The sequence below is a fragment of the Microbacterium sp. P5_B6 genome (assembly GCF_056400345.1).
In genome coordinates this window covers 26822-41900 of sequence record NZ_JBFULL010000012.1, presented here as the reverse complement: position 1 = coordinate 41900, position 15079 = coordinate 26822, and the positions used below count along the sequence as shown (strand labels likewise).

At 65.7% G+C, this 15079-nt stretch carries 22 protein-coding genes; 1 reads left to right on the top strand and 21 read right to left on the bottom strand.

Annotation, left to right across the window (positions count from 1 at the left end; translation table 11 throughout):
* Position 1: 1 nt before the first annotated feature.
* From rplF to rpsJ, 16 genes are all read right to left on the bottom strand, one after another.
* Positions 2-538: a 50S ribosomal protein L6 gene (rplF, locus tag AC1DP3_RS14810; protein WP_477294563.1), complete on the bottom strand. Its 537-nt coding sequence runs from the start codon at positions 536-538 to the stop codon at positions 2-4.
* Between the two features lie 6 nt (positions 539-544).
* Positions 545-943 (bottom strand): 30S ribosomal protein S8, encoded by a 399-nt coding sequence (rpsH, locus tag AC1DP3_RS14805; RefSeq protein WP_477294561.1) that lies wholly within the window; start codon positions 941-943, stop codon positions 545-547.
* A 132-nt stretch (positions 944-1075) separates the two neighbouring features.
* Positions 1076-1666, bottom strand: a complete 591-nt coding sequence (gene rplE, locus AC1DP3_RS14800; protein WP_477294559.1) for a 50S ribosomal protein L5 — start codon at positions 1664-1666, stop codon at positions 1076-1078.
* A gap of 2 nt (positions 1667-1668) precedes the next feature.
* Positions 1669-2028: a 50S ribosomal protein L24 gene (gene rplX, locus AC1DP3_RS14795; RefSeq protein WP_477294557.1), complete on the bottom strand. Its 360-nt coding sequence runs from the start codon at positions 2026-2028 to the stop codon at positions 1669-1671.
* A 2-nt stretch (positions 2029-2030) separates the two neighbouring features.
* Positions 2031-2399, bottom strand: a complete 369-nt coding sequence (gene rplN, locus AC1DP3_RS14790) for a 50S ribosomal protein L14 (protein ID WP_243075627.1) — start codon at positions 2397-2399, stop codon at positions 2031-2033.
* 38 nt (positions 2400-2437) lie between these two features.
* Positions 2438-2776, bottom strand: coding sequence for a 30S ribosomal protein S17 (gene rpsQ / locus AC1DP3_RS14785; protein WP_477294554.1), 339 nt, complete (start codon positions 2774-2776; stop codon positions 2438-2440).
* Positions 2776-3090, bottom strand: a complete 315-nt coding sequence (gene rpmC / locus AC1DP3_RS14780) for a 50S ribosomal protein L29 (RefSeq protein ID WP_477294552.1) — start codon at positions 3088-3090, stop codon at positions 2776-2778. The genes rpsQ and rpmC overlap by 1 nt, the downstream gene beginning before the upstream one ends.
* The gene (gene rplP / locus AC1DP3_RS14775) at positions 3090-3509 is read right to left on the bottom strand and encodes a 50S ribosomal protein L16 (RefSeq protein ID WP_141881980.1); all 420 of its coding nucleotides are present in this window, start codon (positions 3507-3509) and stop codon (positions 3090-3092) included. Before rplP ends, rpmC begins: the two co-directional genes overlap by 1 nt.
* Positions 3509-4273: a 30S ribosomal protein S3 gene (gene rpsC / locus AC1DP3_RS14770; RefSeq protein ID WP_477294550.1), complete on the bottom strand. Its 765-nt coding sequence runs from the start codon at positions 4271-4273 to the stop codon at positions 3509-3511. Before rpsC ends, rplP begins: the two co-directional genes overlap by 1 nt.
* On the bottom strand, positions 4273-4674 hold the full coding sequence (gene rplV, locus AC1DP3_RS14765; protein WP_477294548.1) for a 50S ribosomal protein L22: 402 nt from the start codon (positions 4672-4674) through the stop codon (positions 4273-4275). Before rplV ends, rpsC begins: the two co-directional genes overlap by 1 nt.
* Before the next feature lie 22 nt (positions 4675-4696).
* Positions 4697-4978 (bottom strand): 30S ribosomal protein S19, encoded by a 282-nt coding sequence (rpsS, locus tag AC1DP3_RS14760; RefSeq protein WP_045275479.1) that lies wholly within the window; start codon positions 4976-4978, stop codon positions 4697-4699.
* A 12-nt stretch (positions 4979-4990) separates the two neighbouring features.
* Complete coding sequence (gene rplB / locus AC1DP3_RS14755; protein ID WP_477294545.1) at positions 4991-5830, bottom strand: 50S ribosomal protein L2; 840 nt, start codon at positions 5828-5830, stop codon at positions 4991-4993.
* Positions 5831-5856: 26 nt separating this feature from the next.
* Positions 5857-6162 carry a 50S ribosomal protein L23 gene (gene rplW, locus AC1DP3_RS14750; RefSeq protein WP_477294543.1) on the bottom strand — a complete coding sequence of 102 codons (306 nt, stop codon included), beginning with the start codon at positions 6160-6162 and terminating at the stop codon, positions 5857-5859.
* Entirely contained in the window at positions 6159-6842 is a 684-nt protein-coding gene (gene rplD, locus AC1DP3_RS14745) for a 50S ribosomal protein L4 (protein ID WP_477294541.1), read from the bottom strand. Before rplD ends, rplW begins: the two co-directional genes overlap by 4 nt.
* Positions 6843-6846: 4 nt before the next feature.
* The gene (rplC, locus tag AC1DP3_RS14740) at positions 6847-7506 is read right to left on the bottom strand and encodes a 50S ribosomal protein L3 (protein WP_477294539.1); all 660 of its coding nucleotides are present in this window, start codon (positions 7504-7506) and stop codon (positions 6847-6849) included.
* An 8-nt stretch (positions 7507-7514) separates the two neighbouring features.
* Positions 7515-7823 carry a 30S ribosomal protein S10 gene (rpsJ, locus tag AC1DP3_RS14735; protein WP_013584016.1) on the bottom strand — a complete coding sequence of 103 codons (309 nt, stop codon included), beginning with the start codon at positions 7821-7823 and terminating at the stop codon, positions 7515-7517.
* Positions 7824-8386: 563 nt separating this feature from the next.
* Between rpsJ and AC1DP3_RS14730 the strand changes: the two genes are divergently transcribed.
* Positions 8387-9937, top strand: a complete 1551-nt coding sequence (locus tag AC1DP3_RS14730) for a sugar transferase (RefSeq protein ID WP_477294536.1) — start codon at positions 8387-8389, stop codon at positions 9935-9937.
* A 53-nt stretch (positions 9938-9990) separates the two neighbouring features.
* Here the strand turns inward: AC1DP3_RS14730 and AC1DP3_RS14725 are convergent, their stop codons facing one another.
* The 5 genes from AC1DP3_RS14725 to rpsL all read right to left on the bottom strand — a co-directional run bounded on the left by AC1DP3_RS14725 (position 9991) and on the right by rpsL (position 14937).
* Complete coding sequence (locus AC1DP3_RS14725; protein WP_477294534.1) at positions 9991-10281, bottom strand: hypothetical protein; 291 nt, start codon at positions 10279-10281, stop codon at positions 9991-9993.
* Positions 10282-10460: 179 nt separating this feature from the next.
* Complete coding sequence (gene tuf, locus AC1DP3_RS14720) at positions 10461-11654, bottom strand: elongation factor Tu (RefSeq protein ID WP_477294532.1); 1194 nt, start codon at positions 11652-11654, stop codon at positions 10461-10463.
* 205 nt (positions 11655-11859) lie between these two features.
* Entirely contained in the window at positions 11860-13974 is a 2115-nt protein-coding gene (gene fusA / locus AC1DP3_RS14715; RefSeq protein ID WP_477294530.1) for an elongation factor G, read from the bottom strand.
* Positions 13975-14092: 118 nt separating this feature from the next.
* Entirely contained in the window at positions 14093-14563 is a 471-nt protein-coding gene (gene rpsG / locus AC1DP3_RS14710) for a 30S ribosomal protein S7 (protein WP_477294527.1), read from the bottom strand.
* Positions 14564-14568: 5 nt separating this feature from the next.
* The gene (gene rpsL, locus AC1DP3_RS14705) at positions 14569-14937 is read right to left on the bottom strand and encodes a 30S ribosomal protein S12 (protein ID WP_056223944.1); all 369 of its coding nucleotides are present in this window, start codon (positions 14935-14937) and stop codon (positions 14569-14571) included.
* Between the last annotated feature and the right edge of the window lie 142 nt (positions 14938-15079).

Genomic DNA, 15079 nt, shown 5'->3' with positions numbered 1-15079 from the left:
GTTACTTACCACTCTTTCCGGCCTTGCGCCGAACGACCTCGCCGGCGTAGCGCACACCCTTGCCCTTGTACGGCTCAGGCTTGCGAATCTTGCGGATGTTGGCAGCCGCCTCACCGACGGCCTGCTTGTCGATGCCGCTGACCGTGAGCTTGTTGTTGCCCTCGACCGTCAGCGTGATGCCTGCCGGCGGCTCGATCAGGACGGGGTGCGAGAAGCCGAGGGCGAACTCGACCGAGCTGCCCTTCTGAGCGACGCGGTAACCCGTGCCGACGACCTCGAGGCCCTTGGTGTAGCCCTGGGTGACACCGACGATGTTGTTGTTGATGAGCGTGCGAGTCAGGCCGTGGAGCGAACGCGAGGCGCGCTCGTCGTCGGGGCGGGTGACGAGCACCTGCGCCTCTTCGACCTTGACTTCGATGGGACGCGCCACGGTGAGCGTGAGCTCGCCCTTGGGGCCCTTGACCGCGACGTCCTGGCCGTCGACCGTGATGGTCACGCCGGCGGGGATGTCGATCGGGAGACGACCGATACGGGACATGTCAGATCACCACACGTAGGCGAGGACTTCCCCACCCACGCCCTTCTGCTCGGCCTGACGGTCGGTGAGAAGACCGGAGGAGGTGGACAGGATGGCGACACCGAGGCCACCGAGAACCGTGGGGATCTCGCTCGACTTCGCGTAGACACGGAGACCGGGCTTCGAGACGCGCTTGATGCCGGCGATCGACCGCTCGCGGTTCGGGCCGTACTTCAGCGTCAGGGTGAGGGTCTGGCCGACGCGGGCGTCTTCGACGACCCAGCCGGCGATGTAGCCCTCCTGCTTGAGGATGTCGGCGATGTGAGTCTTGAGCTTGGAGCTCGGCAGCGACACGGAATCGTGGTGCGCCGAGTTCGCGTTGCGCAGACGGGTCAGCAGATCTGCGACCGGGTCTGTCATTGTCATGTGTTGTTTCCTTCGTTCATGAGGTTTCGGATGCCGTTACAGGGCAGGCGACCTTCTATGACTGGGCGATATTCAGTTGTGGAGCGGCGCACGACAGGCTCAGCGACCGTGGACGCTGAGCCTGTCGATGCGTCACGCCTTGTCGTCGTCCGCGCGGAACGGGAAGCCCAGGTGGCGCAGGAGCGCCCGACCCTCGGCATCCGTCTTCGCGGTGGTGACGATGGTGATGTCGAAACCCCGCACGCGGTCGATCTTGTCCTGGTTGATCTCGTGGAACACGGACTGCTCCTGGAGACCGAAGGTGTAGTTGCCGTGACCGTCGAACTGCTTGGCCGAGAGGCCGCGGAAGTCGCGGATACGGGGCAGCGCAAGGTTCACGAGCCGGTCGATGAACTCCCACGCACGGTCGCCGCGAAGGGTCACGTGCGCGCCGATGGGCTGGCCCTCGCGCAGCTTGAACTGCGCGATGGACTTGCGGGCCTTCGTCACGAGGGGCTTCTGACCGGTGATCTTGGTGAGGTCGTCGACCGCTCCATCGATCACCTTGCTGTCGCGAGCTGCCTCGCCGACACCCGTGTTGACCACGACCTTGACCAGACCAGGGATCTGCATGACGTTCGCGTAGCCGAACTCGTCCTGCAGCTGCTTCTTGATCTCGGTGTTGAACTTCTGCTTGAGGCGGGGCTGGATCTTGCCAGCCTCCACGGCAGTGGCGGTGCTCATATTCAGAGGTCCTTGCCTGACTTCTTCGCGTAGCGCACGCGAACCGTGCGCTTCACGCCGTCCTTCGTGCGCTCCTCGACCCGGCGGCCGACGCGGGTCGGCTTCTTGGTCGAGGGGTCGACGATGGCGACGTTGGAGATGTGGATGGGGGCTTCGAAGGTCTCGATGCCACCCGTCTTCGTGCCGCGCTGGGTCTGCCCCACGCGGGTGTGCTTGGTGACGTAGTTCACGCCCTGGACGATGACGCGGTTCTGCTCGGTAAGGACCTCGAGGACCTTGCCCTGCTTGCCGCGGTCTCCGCCACGCTCGGGCTTCGCACCCGAGATGACCTGAACGAGGTCACCCTTTTTGATCTTCGCCATGACTAAATGACCTCCGGCGCCAGCGAGACGATCTTCATGAACTTCTTGTCACGAAGCTCGCGGCCGACCGGTCCGAAGATGCGGGTGCCGCGGGGCTCCCCGTCGTTCTTCAGGATGACGGCGGCGTTCTCGTCGAACTTGATGTACGAGCCGTCGGGACGGCGCGTCTCCTTCTTGGTGCGAACGACGACAGCCTTCACGACGTCGCCCTTCTTGACGTTGCCGCCCGGGATCGCGTCCTTGACCGTGGCGACGATGACGTCACCCAGGCCGGCGTAGCGCCGGTTGGAGCCACCGAGCACGCGGATCGTGAGCAGCTCCTTGGCGCCGGTGTTGTCGGCGACCTTGAGGCGGGATTCGTTCTGAATCACTGTTCTCTACTCCTTGGGTTCCAAGTGAGCCCGAGGGCTTACTTGGCCTTCTCGAGGATCTCGACCAGACGCCAGCGCTTGGTGGCGCTCAGCGGACGGGTCTCGTTGATGAGGACGAGGTCGCCGATGCCGGCAGTGTTGCCCTCGTCGTGCGCCTTGACCTTGGAGGTCCGACGGATGACCTTGCCGTAGAGGGGGTGCTTCACGCGGTCCTCGACCTCGACGACGATCGTCTTGTCCATCTTGTCGCTCACGACATAGCCGCGACGCGACTTGCGGTAGCCACGGGCGTTCTCGTCGCGGACGTCGTGCGCAGACGACTCGTGTCCCGAGGCGACCGCGGTCGTCTCTTCGGCGTCCTTCTTGGTGGTGGCCATCACTCAGCCTCTTCCTTCACGGCCTTGTCAGCGGCATCCGCCTTCTTGGCCTTCGTCTTCTTCGCCTTCGCCGGGACCTCGACGGCCACGGGCGTGGCACGGATGCCCAGCTCGCGCTCACGGATCACGGTGTAGAGCCGCGCGATGTCGCGCTTGACCGCACGGATGCGGCCGTGGCTCTCGAGCTGGCCGGTGGCCGACTGGAAGCGCAGGTTGAACAGCTCTTCCTTGGCCTTGCGCAGCTCCTCGACGAGGCGCTGGTCTTCGAACGTATCGAGCTCACTCGGGGCGAGCTGCTTGGTGCCGATCGCCATTACGCGTCGCCCTCCTCGCGCTTGATGATGCGTGCCTTGAGAGGCAGCTTGTGAATGGCACGGGTCAGGGCCTCGCGAGCGAGTTCCTCGTTGACGCCGGCGACCTCGAAGAGGACGCGACCCGGCTTGACGTTTGCGACCCACCACTCGGGCGAACCCTTACCGGAACCCATGCGGGTTTCGGCCGGCTTCTTGGTGAGCGGACGGTCGGGGTAGATGTTGATCCACACCTTTCCACCACGCTTGATGTGACGGGTCATCGCGATACGAGCGGACTCGATCTGACGGTTGGTCACATAAGCGGGCGTCAGGGCCTGGATGCCGAACTCGCCGAAGCTGACCTTCGTGCCGCCGGTCGCCTGACCGGAACGGCCCGGGTGGTGCTGCTTGCGGTGCTTGACCTTACGAGGGATGAGCATTACGCCGACGCTCCTTCTGCCACGGGGGCCTCGTTACGGGGTGCCCGACGACCACGGTCGCCGCCACGGTCGTCACGACCACGGGGTGCCTTCGGTGCGTTGGCCTGCTCGCGCGCGAGCTCCTTGTTGGTCAGGTCGCCCTTGTAGATCCAGACCTTCACGCCGATGCGGCCGAAGGTGGTCTTCGCCTCGTAGAACCCGTAGTCGATGTTCGCGCGCAGCGTGTGCAGGGGCACACGACCCTCGCGGTAGAACTCCGAGCGGCTCATCTCAGCGCCGCCGAGGCGGCCGGAGACCTGGATGCGGATGCCCTTGGCACCGGCGCGCTGAGCGCCCTGCAGACCCTTGCGCATCGCGCGGCGGAAAGCCACACGAGCGGAGAGCTGCTCGGCGATGCCCTGCGCGACGAGCTGGGCGTCAGCCTCGGGGTTCTTGACCTCGAGGATGTTGAGCTGGATCTGCTTGCCGGTCAGCTTCTCGAGGTCGGCGCGGATGCGCTCGGCCTCGGCGCCGCGGCGGCCGATCACGATGCCCGGGCGGGCGGTGTGGATGTCGACGCGGACGCGGTCACGCGTGCGCTCGATCTCGATGTTGCTGACGCCCGCGCGGTCGAGGTTCGACTGCAGCAGCTTGCGGATACGGATGTCCTCGGCGACGTAGTCGGCGTAGCGCTGGCCCGGCTTCGTCGAGTCCGAGAACCACCGCGACACGTGGTCGGTCGTGATGCCGAGGCGGAAGCCGTACGGGTTTACTTTCTGTCCCATTACTTGCTCGCCTTCTTGCTGGTCTTGGCTGCGGGGGCCGCCTCAGCGGTCTCCGGCGTCGCGAGCACGATCGTGATGTGGCTCGTGCGCTTCTTGATCTGGAAAGCGCGACCCTGAGCGCGGGGCTGGAAACGCTTGAGCGTCGTCCCCTCGTCAACGAAGGCGTTCTTGATGTACAGGTCCTGCTCGTCCAGGTACTCACTGACCTGGTCGGCCTTGACCCGTGCATTGGCGATCGCCGAAGCCACGAGCTTGTAGATCGGCTCGCTCGCGCTCTGCGGCGCGAACTTCAGGATGGCCAGGGCCTCCTGAGCCTGCTTGCCCTTGATGAGGGCGACGACACGACGAGCCTTCTGAGGGGTCACGCGGATGTGTCGCACACGTGCGATGGACTCCACCATTTCTCTCTCCTCTGCCCCCGCGTCAGCGGCGGCGGCCCTTCTTGTCGTCCTTCACGTGGCCGCGGAAGGTGCGGGTGGGCGCGAATTCGCCCAGTTTGTGGCCGACCATGGTCTCGGACACGAACACAGGGATGTGCTTGCGTCCGTCGTGCACGGCGATCGTGTGACCCAGCATGGCCGGGATGATCATCGAGCGGCGCGACCAGGTCTTGATGACGTTCTTGGTACCGGCTTCGTTCTGGACGACGACCTTGCGAAGCAGGTGCTCGTCGACGAAGGGGCCCTTCTTAAGGCTACGAGGCATCTTCCTCTACTCCTACTTGCGCTTCTTGCCGGCGTTGCGACGACGGACGATGTACTTGTCGCTTTCCTTGTTGGCGTGACGCGTGCGGCCTTCTTTCTGGCCCCACGGAGTCACGGGGTGACGTCCACCGGACGTCTTGCCCTCACCACCAYCGTGCGGGTGGTCGACCGGGTTCATCGCGACACCGCGGACGGTCGGGCGGATGCCCTTCCAGCGGTTGCGGCCTGCCTTGCCCCAGTTGATGTTCGACTGCTCGGCGTTGCCGACCTCGCCGATCGTGGCGCGGCAGCGCGCGTCGACGTTGCGGATCTCGCCCGAGGGGAGACGCAGCTGGGCGTAGGGGCCGTCCTTCGCCACGAGGCGAACCGACACACCGGCCGAGCGGGCCAGCTTCGCGCCGCCGCCGGGGCGGAGCTCGATCGCGTGGATCACGGTACCGGTGGGGATGTTGCGCAGCGGCAGGTTGTTGCCGGGCTTGATGTCAGCACCGGGACCCGACTCGACGACGTCACCCTGCGACAGCTTGTTCGGCGCGATGATGTAGCGCTTCTCGCCGTCGGCGTAGTGCAGCAGCGCGATGCGCGCCGTGCGGTTGGGGTCGTACTCGATGTGGGCGACCTTGGCGTCGATCCCGTCCTTGTCATTGCGACGGAAGTCGATGACGCGGTACTGGCGCTTGTGGCCACCACCGATGTGGCGGGTGGTGATGCGGCCCTGGTTGTTGCGGCCACCGGTCTTGGCGAGCGGGCGGAGGAGCGACTTCTCCGGCGTCGATCGGGTGATCTCGGCGAAGTCGGCCACCGACGAGCCGCGGCGACCCGGGGTCGTGGGCTTGTACTTGCGAATAGCCATAGTTCTCTAGTCCTCTGTCCCGACCGTCAGCCGACGGCCGTGAAGATGTCGATGGTGCCCGACTTGAGCGTCACGATGGCGCGCTTGGTGTCCTTGCGCTTTCCCGTGCCGAAGCGGGTGCGGCGGGCCTTGCCGACGCGGTTGATCGTGTTGACCGCAGCGACCTTGACGCCGAAGATCTTCTCGATGGCGAGCTTGATCTCGGTCTTCGAGGCACGCGGGTCCACGAGGAACGTGTACTTGCCCTCGTCGATGAGCGAGTAGCTCTTCTCCGAAACGACCGGCTTCAGGATGATGTCGCGCGGGTCCTTGTTGACGGCGATGTTGCTCATGCCGAGACCTCCTCGGTGTCGGCCTCTGCTGCGGCGTTCGCGGCGAGCTTCTTCGCGACGAAGGCGTCGTAGGCGGCCTTGGTGAAGACGATGTCGTCCGAGACGAGCACGTCGTAGGCGTTGAGCTGGCCGACGGGCAGGACGTGGACGTACGCCAGGTTGCGGACGCTCTTGATGGTGAGCTCGTCGTCACGCTCGATGACGACGAGGACGTTCTTGATCGCGGCGAGCTCGGCGAGGACCGCAGCGGCGGCCTTCGTCGAAGGAGCGCCCTCGATGCCGAACGAGTCGACGACGTGCAGGCGGTCACCGCGAGCGCGATCGCTGAGCGCACCGAGGAGCGCGGCGGCGACCATCTTCTTGGGGGTGCGCTGCGAGTAGTCACGCGGCTTCGGGCCGTGGACGATGCCACCCCCGGTCATGTGCGGCGCGCGGATCGAGCCCTGACGGGCGTTACCCGTGCCCTTCTGCTTGAAGGGCTTGCGGCCGGCGCCCGAGACCTCACCGCGACGCTTGGTCGAGTGGGTGCCCTGGCGAGCCGCCGCGAGCTGCGCGACGACGACCTGGTGGATCAGCGGGATGTTCGTCTTGACGTCGAAGATCGCGGCGGGCAGCTCGACAGAGCCTGCCTTCTTGCCATCGGCCTTGCGCACGTCGAGCGCGAGAGTCGAGTCAGCCATGAGTTCAGGCACCCTTCACTGCGTTGCGGACGTAGACGATGCGACCGCGAGCACCGGGGACGGCGCCCTTGACGAGCAGCAGACCCTTCTCGGCGTCGACGGCGTGCACCGTGAGGTTGAGGACGGTCACGCGCTCGCCACCCATACGGCCGGCCATGCGCATGCCCTTGAAGACGCGGCTCGGGGTCGACGATGCGCCGATCGAGCCGGGCTTGCGGTGGTTGCGGTGCGAACCGTGCGAAGCCGAGACGCCCTTGAAGTTGTGGCGCTTCATGACACCCGCGGTGCCCTTGCCCTTGCTGGTGCCGACGACGTCGACCAGCTGGCCGGCCTCGAAGGTGGCGTCGACGGTGAGCTCCTGGCCCAGCGTGTACTCGCCGGCATCCGCGGTGCGGATCTCGGTGAGGTGGCGACGCGGCGTCACGCCGGCTGCTTCGAAGTGCGCCGACTGGGGCTTGTTCACCTTGCGCGGGTCGATCTGCCCGTACGCGATCTGCACGGCGTTGTAGCCGTCGACCTCGGGGGTGCGGATCTGAGTCACCACGTTGGGCGCGAGTTCGATGACGGTGACGGGAACGAGCTTGCCGTTCTCGTTCCACACCTGGGTCATGCCGAGCTTCGTGCCCAGCAGCCCCTTGGAAATCTTGGAGTTGATGTCAGCCATGTCGAACCTCAGAGCTTGATCTCGATGTTGACATCGGCCGGAAGGTCGAGACGCATCAGCGAGTCGACAGCCTTGGGCGTCGGGTCGATGATGTCGATCAGACGCTTGTGGGTGCGCATCTCGAAGTGCTCGCGGCTGTCCTTGTACTTGTGGGGCGACCGGATGACGCACACGACGTTCTTCTCGGTCGGAAGGGGCACGGGGCCCACAACGGTCGCGCCCGCACGGGTCACGGTGTCGACGATCTTGCGCGCCGAGCTGTCGAGCCCTGCGTGGTCGTACGACTTCAGGCGAATGCGGATCTTCTGTCCCGCCATTGTCTGCTCACTCTCTATATCGCGTCATACCGACCTGGACTTCCCAGGGGCATTGGACGCACGATGGCGCTTGCACGCCAGGCACTTCTCTCTGCGGCCGCTCGGTCCCGAGCGTGTCGAGGGATGCTGCACCGCTGTTCTGCTGTCAATCCGCATGCCGGGGCATCCGGTCCCGCATCCCGGCACGCGCGGACGCAAGCGTCCTCGTGGAGCCGAGTTTTGTGGGGATTTTCGTTCTACTGCCCGCGGCCTAGGTTGTCGCGCTGTCGCGCCGCCTATGCACTGCCCTGGCAGTGATCCAGCGCACGCCAAGAGGGGCGCCGGAATGTGGAACCTCACTAGTCTACGGGTCGCCCGGGCGTGTCGCAAACCCGGGCGTGTCGCGCTTGGGGACTATGGGCGTATTCGCGGGTTCCGCTTCTCCCTACCGCGGGAACCGGGAGCGGGTTAGGATACTGCGACGCATTCCGCGCGTCAAAGACGTTGCCGAAGAGTGTCCGTCGCCGGGGGGAATGACGAAGGGCTCCGCTCGCACCGTCAGCCCTGGTGGGGGAAGGGGAACTGTGACGTCGAAAGTGGTGGGATCGGTGTGGGAGCCGTCCCCGAGAGCGACTGGTTACCGGTCGTCGCGGCGAGTACGGGTCGATCCGACGACCTCCGAGCACGACGCGCGGGGAGGTGCCGACTGGCGCGCCCGGTACGCCAGGCGGCTCTGGATCAGCGATCTGCTCGTTCTCACCCTGGTCGTCTATGGGGCGCAGGTGGCGTGGTTCGGCCTCGGCAACGCCGAAGTCTCGATCCGTGAGGACTCCCGGCTCAGCGCCGTCTCGTACTGGCTCTTCTCGGCCACCCTGCTCATCCTGTGGATGTGGGGCCTCAGCCTCGCCGACTCACGCAGCGACCGGGCGATCGGCACGGGGACCGCGGAGTACGTGCGGATCATCTCGGTGAGCACCCGTCTGTTCGGCCTCATCGCCATCGCCGCGTTCCTCCTGCGGGTCGATGTCGCCCGCGGCTACCTGCTCATCAGTCTGCCCGTGGGCGTCGCCGCACTCCTTCTCGAACGATGGCTCTGGCGCAAGTGGCTGATCCGCCAGCGCGCGCGCGGGAATTGGAGTGCCACGGTGCTGCTGGTGGGCTCCGAGGCATCCGTCGCGCAGATCGGCACGGCGCTGCGGCGCACGCCGAGCGCCGGCTACCGGATCGTCGGGGCGTGCACCCCGGGCGGCAAGGCGGGGGGCACGGTGCGCGACACCGACATCCCGATTCTCGGCGGTGTGAACGAAGTCCTCGGCGTGCTCCAGTACGTCGACGCCGACACCGTCGCCGTCACGAGCGCCGACGAACTGCCGCCGTCGGGAGTGAAGCGCATCTCCTGGGCTCTCGAGACCGGCAGCCGTCACCTCGTTCTCGCTCCCGCCATCGCGGATGTCGTCGGCCCGCGCATCCAGACCCGACCGGTCGCCGGGCTTCCGCTGATCCACGTCGAGACCCCGCGCTACAGCAAGGGCCAGCGCTTCGTGAAGCGCGCCCTCGATCTCACCCTGACGACGGTCGGCGTGGTCCTGATCAGCCCGCTGATGGGCGTCATCGCCCTGGTCATCGCCTCGACCTCGTCCGGGCCCGTGCTGTTCTGGCAGCACCGCGTCGGCTTGGACGGCCGCCACTTCCGGATGCTGAAGTTCCGGACGATGGTGGACGGCGCCGAGGCCATGCTGCCGGAGCTGTCGGGCAAGCGCGACGCCGGGAACGAGATCCTGTTCAAGATGCTCGTCGATCCGCGAGTCACTCCGATCGGTCGATGGCTCCGCCGTTACAGCCTCGACGAGCTTCCCCAGCTGTTCAACGTCATCGGCGGCTCGATGTCGCTGGTGGGTCCTCGGCCCGCCCTGCCCACCGAAGTCGCGCGCTACGACGAGCACGTCCACCGCCGGTTCCTGGTGAAGCCGGGCATCACGGGCATCTGGCAGATCAGCGGGAGGTCCACCCTGTCGTGGGAGGAGTCCGTGCGACTCGACCTCGCCTATGTCGAGAACTGGTCCCTCGTCAGTGACGTGGTGATCCTCCTCAAGACGCTCCGCGCTGCCCTCATCCCGGGCGCGACGGCGGCATGACGCGGCTCTGACGCCGCCCCGTCATGCCGCGCTGACCCGGCGCGCGTCGCCGCTCAGACCGTTCGGCTTGTGTCTGCGTCGTCTCCCCCGGTGGTGACGTCCCGATCCGCCTCTGGGGCGGTGCCGTCCCGCTCGGTGCCGACGCGGCGATCCGCTTCGGCACGGACGGCGTCGACCTTCGCATCGAACTGGTCGGGTGAGATCTTCTTCGCGATGTCGGCGGCGCTGTCGAAGACCTTGTCGCTGGCCGCTTCGCCCTGCTCAGAGGCGAGGAAGCCCTCGATCTTGTCCTTGTGGGCTTCATACTGCTTCTTGCCCTGGTTCAGCATGTCGTCGATTCCCATGCGGCACTCCCCTTCGCGGCCGTCGGCCTCTCGGACCATGCTCCCTGGGAGGGGGCATCCCGTCAATCAGGGTCGATCGTCGGTCGACGGGCGGTATGACCGCGTCCTGGCACTGCCGGCGCACGACAAAGGGGSCGGACCCGAAGGTCCGACCCCTTTGCTCAGTGAGTCGAGAAGACTTACTTGATGATCTTGGTCACCGTGCCGGCGCCGACGGTGCGGCCACCCTCACGGATCGCGTAGCCGAGGCCCTCTTCCATGGCGATGGGCTGGATCAGCTCAACCGTCATGTCGGTGGTGTCGCYGGGCATGACCATCTCGGTGCCCTCGGGCAGCGAGATGACGCCGGTGACGTCCGTGGTGCGGAAGTAGAACTGCGGGCGGTAGTTCGTGAAGAACGGGTTGTGACGGCCGCCCTCCTCCTTGGACAGGATGTACGCCGTGCCCTCGAAGTTGGTGTGCGGGGTGACCGAACCGGGCTTCACGACGACCTGGCCGCGCTCGACGTCGTCACGCTTGGTGCCGCGGAGGAGCAGACCACAGTTCTCGCCGGCCCATGCCTCGTCGAGCTGCTTGTGGAACATCTCGATACCGGTGACGATCGTCTTCTGCGTCGGGCGCAGACCCACGATCTCGACCTCGGAGTTGATCGCGAGCGTGCCACGCTCGGCGCGGCCCGTGACGACCGTGCCACGGCCCGTGATGGTGAAGACGTCCTCGATGGGCATGAGGAACGGCTTGTCCTTGTCACGCACCGGGTMGGGGATCGACTCGTCGACGGCTTCCATGAGCTCGACGATCTTCTCGGTCCACTCGGCGTCGCCCTCGAGAGCCTTGAGGCCCGAGACGCGGACGACCGGAGCGTTGTCACCGTCGAAGTCCTGGCTGGAGAGCAGCTCGCGGACCTCGAGCTCGACGAGCTCCAGGATCTCCTCGTCGTCGACCATGTCGGACTTGTTCAGCGCGACGAGCAGGTACGGCACGCCGACCTGCTTGGCGAGCAGCACGTGCTCACGCGTCTGAGCCATCGGGCCGTCGGTGGCGGCGACCACGAGGATCGCGCCGTCCATCTGAGCGGCACCGGTGATCATGTTCTTGATGTAGTCAGCGTGACCCGGGGCGTCGACGTGCGCGTAGTGGCGCTTCGGCGTCTCGTACTCGACGTGCGAGATGTTGATCGTGATGCCGCGCTGGCGCTCCTCGGGAGCGGAGTCGATCGACGCGAAGTCGCGCTGAACGTTGGTGGCCGACGGGTACTTGTCAGCGAGCACCTTCGAGATCGCAGCGGTGAGCGTGGTCTTGCCGTGGTCGACGTGACCGATCGTTCCGATGTTCACGTGCGGCTTGGTGCGCTCGAACTTGGCCTTAGCCACTGGGTCCTCCTCAGGACGTTCGTGTAGAGGCTCCGGGCACTGGTTTGCGACCGGGTCTCTACGGGGAATGTCTCTCAGCTTAGCCGAGAGCGTTATTGGGAATCTGTGAAGTTGTGGAGGTGTGGTCCGTCGACACGCTCAGGACCAGGGGGCGGATGCTGCGGCCCGCGCCGACGTCGGCTCAGGCCGCAGCATCCCGAGCGGTTTACTCGCCCTTGTTCTTCTGGACGATCTCGTCCATGACGTTGCGCGGGACCTCGGCGTAGCTGTCGAACTCCATGGAGTAGACGGCGCGACCGGAGGTCTTGGAGCGCAGGTCGCCGATGTAGCCGAACATCTCGGACAGCGGCACGTTCGCACGGACCACCTTGACGCCTGCGGCGTCCTCCATCGACTGGATCTGGCCACGACGCGAGTTCAGGTCGCCGATGACGTCGCCCATGTACTCCTCGGGCGTGCGCACCTCGACGGCCATGATCGGCTCGAGGATGACCGGATCAGCGCGGCGGACGGCCTCCTTGAAGCCCATCGAGCCCGCGATCTTGAACGCCATCTCGGACGAGTCGACGTCGTGCGAAGCGCCGTCGAGCAGGATCGCCTTGACTCCCACCATGGGGTAGCCGGCGAGCACGCCGACGTTCATGGCGTCCTGGAAACCCTGGTCGGTCGGGCTGATGTACTCGCGCGGGATGCGGCCACCGGTGACCTTGTTCTCGAACTCGTACGTCTTGTCGGCCGTGACCTCGAGAGGCTCGATCGTGAACTGGATCTTGGCGAACTGACCCGATCCACCGGTCTGCTTCTTGTGCGTGTAGTCGTGCTTCTCGACCGAGCGGCGGATCGTCTCGCGGTACGCGACCTGCGGCTTTCCGACGTTGGCCTCGACCTTGAACTCCCGCTTCATGCGGTCGACCAGGATGTCGAGGTGCAGCTCGCCCATGCCCTTGATGACCGTCTGGCCCGTGTCGGAGTTCTGCTCGACGCGGAACGTCGGGTCCTCCTCGGCGAGCTTCTGGATCGCGAGACCCAGCTTCTCCTGGTCGGCCTTGGTCTTGGGCTCGATCGCGACCTCGATGACCGGCTCGGGGAACGTCATCGACTCGAGCACGACCTGGTGCTGCGCGTCCGACAGGGTGTCGCCCGTGGTGGTGTCCTTGAGACCGATGACCGCGTAGATGTGACCCGCGGTGACCGAGTCGACCGGGTTCTCCTTGTTGGCGTACATCTGGAAGATCTTCCCGATGCGCTCCTTCTTGGACTTCGTCGAGTTGACGACCTGTCCACCCGAGTCCAGGTGACCGGAGTACACGCGGATGTAGGTGAGGCGACCGAAGAAGGGGTGCGTCACGATCTTGAACGCGAGCGCCGTGAACGGCTCGTCGCGGTCGGAGTGCCGCAGGATGACGGTCTCTTCGTTCTTCGGGTCGTGCGCCTCGATCGCCGGCACATCGAGCGGCGACGGGAGGTAGTCCACGACCGCGTCGAGCATCGGCTGAACGCCGCGGTTCTTGAACGCCGAGCCGCAGAGCACGGGGTAGAGCTCCGAGTTGACGGTCATCTTGCGGATGGCGGCCTTGATCTCGGGGACGGTGAGTCCTTCTCCGCCGAAGTGCTTCTCGAGGAGGTGCTCGTCGGACTCGGCGACCGTCTCGAGCAGGATCTCGCGGTACTTCGCCACAACATCGGCCATGTCGGCCGGGATCTCCTGGACGTCGTACTTGGCGCCCATGGTGACATCACCCTTGGCGTCGCCCGCCCACACCAGGGCACGCATCTCGACCAGGTCGACGACGCCGACGAAGTCGTTCTCGACGCCGATGGGGAGCTGGATGACCAGCGGCTTCGCCTTGAGCTTGTTGATGATCGTGTCGACGGTGAAGTAGAAGTCAGCGCCGAGCTTGTCCATCTTGTTGACGAAGCAGATGCGCGGGACGTCGTACTTGTCGGCCTGACGCCAGACGGTCTCGGACTGGGGCTCGACGCCCTCCTTGCCGTCGAAGACGGCGACGGCGCCATCGAGGACGCGCAGCGAGCGCTCGACCTCGACGGTGAAGTCGACGTGACCGGGGGTGTCGATGATGTTGATCTGGTTCTTGTCCCAGAAGCAGGTCACAGCAGCAGAGGTGATCGTGATGCCACGCTCCTGCTCCTGCTCCATCCAGTCGGTGGTCGAGGCGCCGTCGTGGGTCTCGCCGATCTTGTGGTTGGTTCCCGTGTAGTACAGGATGCGCTCGGTCGTCGTCGTCTTGCCGGCATCGATGTGCGCCATGATGCCGATGTTGCGGACCTTGTTGAGGTCGGTGAGCACTTCTTGTGCCACAGGGGTGTCCTAACTTGTGAAATCCAGTCGATCGTTCGTGACGATCAGGCAGGGGTGGCGGCCGAGCCGGCGCTTCGGACACGGTGAGTGTCGAAGTGCGGCTCGGCCGCCGCGCTGGTTACCAGCGGTAGTGCGCGAAGGCGCGGTTCGACTCGGCCATCTTGTGGGTGTCTTCGCGGCGCTTGACCGCGGCACCCAGGCCGTTCGAGGCATCCAGGATCTCGTTCTGGAGGCGCTCGATCATCGTCTTCTCACGACGGCCCTTGGCGTAGCTCACGAGCCAGCGCAGCGCCAGCGTGTTGGCACGGTGGGGCTTGACCTCGATCGGCACCTGGTAGGTCGAGCCGCCGACGCGACGCGACTTGACCTCGAGGGTCGGACGCACGTTGTCGAGGGCCTTCTTGAGGGTGGCGACGGCGTCCTGGCCGTTCTTGGCCTCGACGCCCTGGAGGGCGGTGTAGACGATCGACTCGGCGATCGACTTCTTGCCGTCGACGAGGATCTTGTTGACGAGCTGGCTGACGATCGGAGCGCCGTAGACCGGGTCGTTGACGACGGGGCGCTTGGGGGCTGGTCCCTTACGAGGCATGTTCCTTAACCCTTCTTGGCGCCGTAGCGGCTGCGAGCCTGCTTGCGGTTCTTGACGGCCTGCGTGTCGAGAGCGCCACGCACGATCTTGTAGCGGACACCGGGGAGGTCCTTGACACGGCCTCCGCGGACGAGCACGAGCGAGTGCTCCTGGAGGTTGTGGCCCTCGCCGGGGATGTAGGCGGTGACCTCAGAGCCGTTGCGGAGCTTGACACGGGCGACCTTGCGCATCGCCGAGTTGGGCTTCTTGGGGGTGGTCGTGTACACGCGGGTGCACACGCCTGCCTGCTGCGGGTTCGACTTGAGCGCCGGCGCCTTGGTCTTGGTGACCTTGGGCGAGCGACCCTTGCGAACCAACTGCTGAATGGTTGGCACGTTCTCTCCTATGTAATGCTGCACGGTGACAGCGTTCGTGGTTTCACCACAGATCCACCGCGCGCCAGGAGCACTGCTGCTATCGGGGTGGTGGATATGCCGTGGGGGTGGCCTGTTCGCAGGACAATCCCGGAGGTGCGGG

Bases quoted from the DNA above. Each gene is read 5' to 3' on its own strand.
- rplF (WP_477294563.1), bottom strand. From the start codon at position 538: ATGTCCCGTATCGGTCGTCTCCCGATCGACATCCCCGCCGGCGTGACC.
- rpsH (WP_477294561.1), bottom strand. From the start codon at position 943: ATGACAATGACAGACCCGGTCGCAGATCTGCTGACCCGTCTGCGCAAC.
- rplE (WP_477294559.1), bottom strand. From the start codon at position 1,666: ATGAGCACCGCCACTGCCGTGGAGGCTGGCAAGATCCAGCCCCGCCTC.
- rplX (WP_477294557.1), bottom strand. From the start codon at position 2,028: ATGGCGAAGATCAAAAAGGGTGACCTCGTTCAGGTCATCTCGGGTGCG.
- rpsQ (WP_477294554.1), bottom strand. From the start codon at position 2,776: ATGGCCACCACCAAGAAGGACGCCGAAGAGACGACCGCGGTCGCCTCG.
- rpmC (WP_477294552.1), bottom strand. From the start codon at position 3,090: ATGGCGATCGGCACCAAGCAGCTCGCCCCGAGTGAGCTCGATACGTTC.
- rplP (WP_141881980.1), bottom strand. From the start codon at position 3,509: ATGCTCATCCCTCGTAAGGTCAAGCACCGCAAGCAGCACCACCCGGGC.
- rpsC (WP_477294550.1), bottom strand. From the start codon at position 4,273: ATGGGACAGAAAGTAAACCCGTACGGCTTCCGCCTCGGCATCACGACC.
- rplV (WP_477294548.1), bottom strand. From the start codon at position 4,674: ATGGTGGAGTCCATCGCACGTGTGCGACACATCCGCGTGACCCCTCAG.
- rpsS (WP_045275479.1), bottom strand. From the start codon at position 4,978: ATGCCTCGTAGCCTTAAGAAGGGCCCCTTCGTCGACGAGCACCTGCTT.
- rplW (WP_477294543.1), bottom strand. From the start codon at position 6,162: ATGAGCAACATCGCCGTCAACAAGGACCCGCGCGACATCATCCTGAAG.
- rplD (WP_477294541.1), bottom strand. From the start codon at position 6,842: ATGGCTGACTCGACTCTCGCGCTCGACGTGCGCAAGGCCGATGGCAAG.
- rplC (WP_477294539.1), bottom strand. From the start codon at position 7,506: ATGGCTGACATCAACTCCAAGATTTCCAAGGGGCTGCTGGGCACGAAG.
- rpsJ (WP_013584016.1), bottom strand. From the start codon at position 7,823: ATGGCGGGACAGAAGATCCGCATTCGCCTGAAGTCGTACGACCACGCA.
- AC1DP3_RS14725 (WP_477294534.1), bottom strand. From the start codon at position 10,281: ATGGGAATCGACGACATGCTGAACCAGGGCAAGAAGCAGTATGAAGCC.
- rpsG (WP_477294527.1), bottom strand. From the start codon at position 14,563: ATGCCTCGTAAGGGACCAGCCCCCAAGCGCCCCGTCGTCAACGACCCG.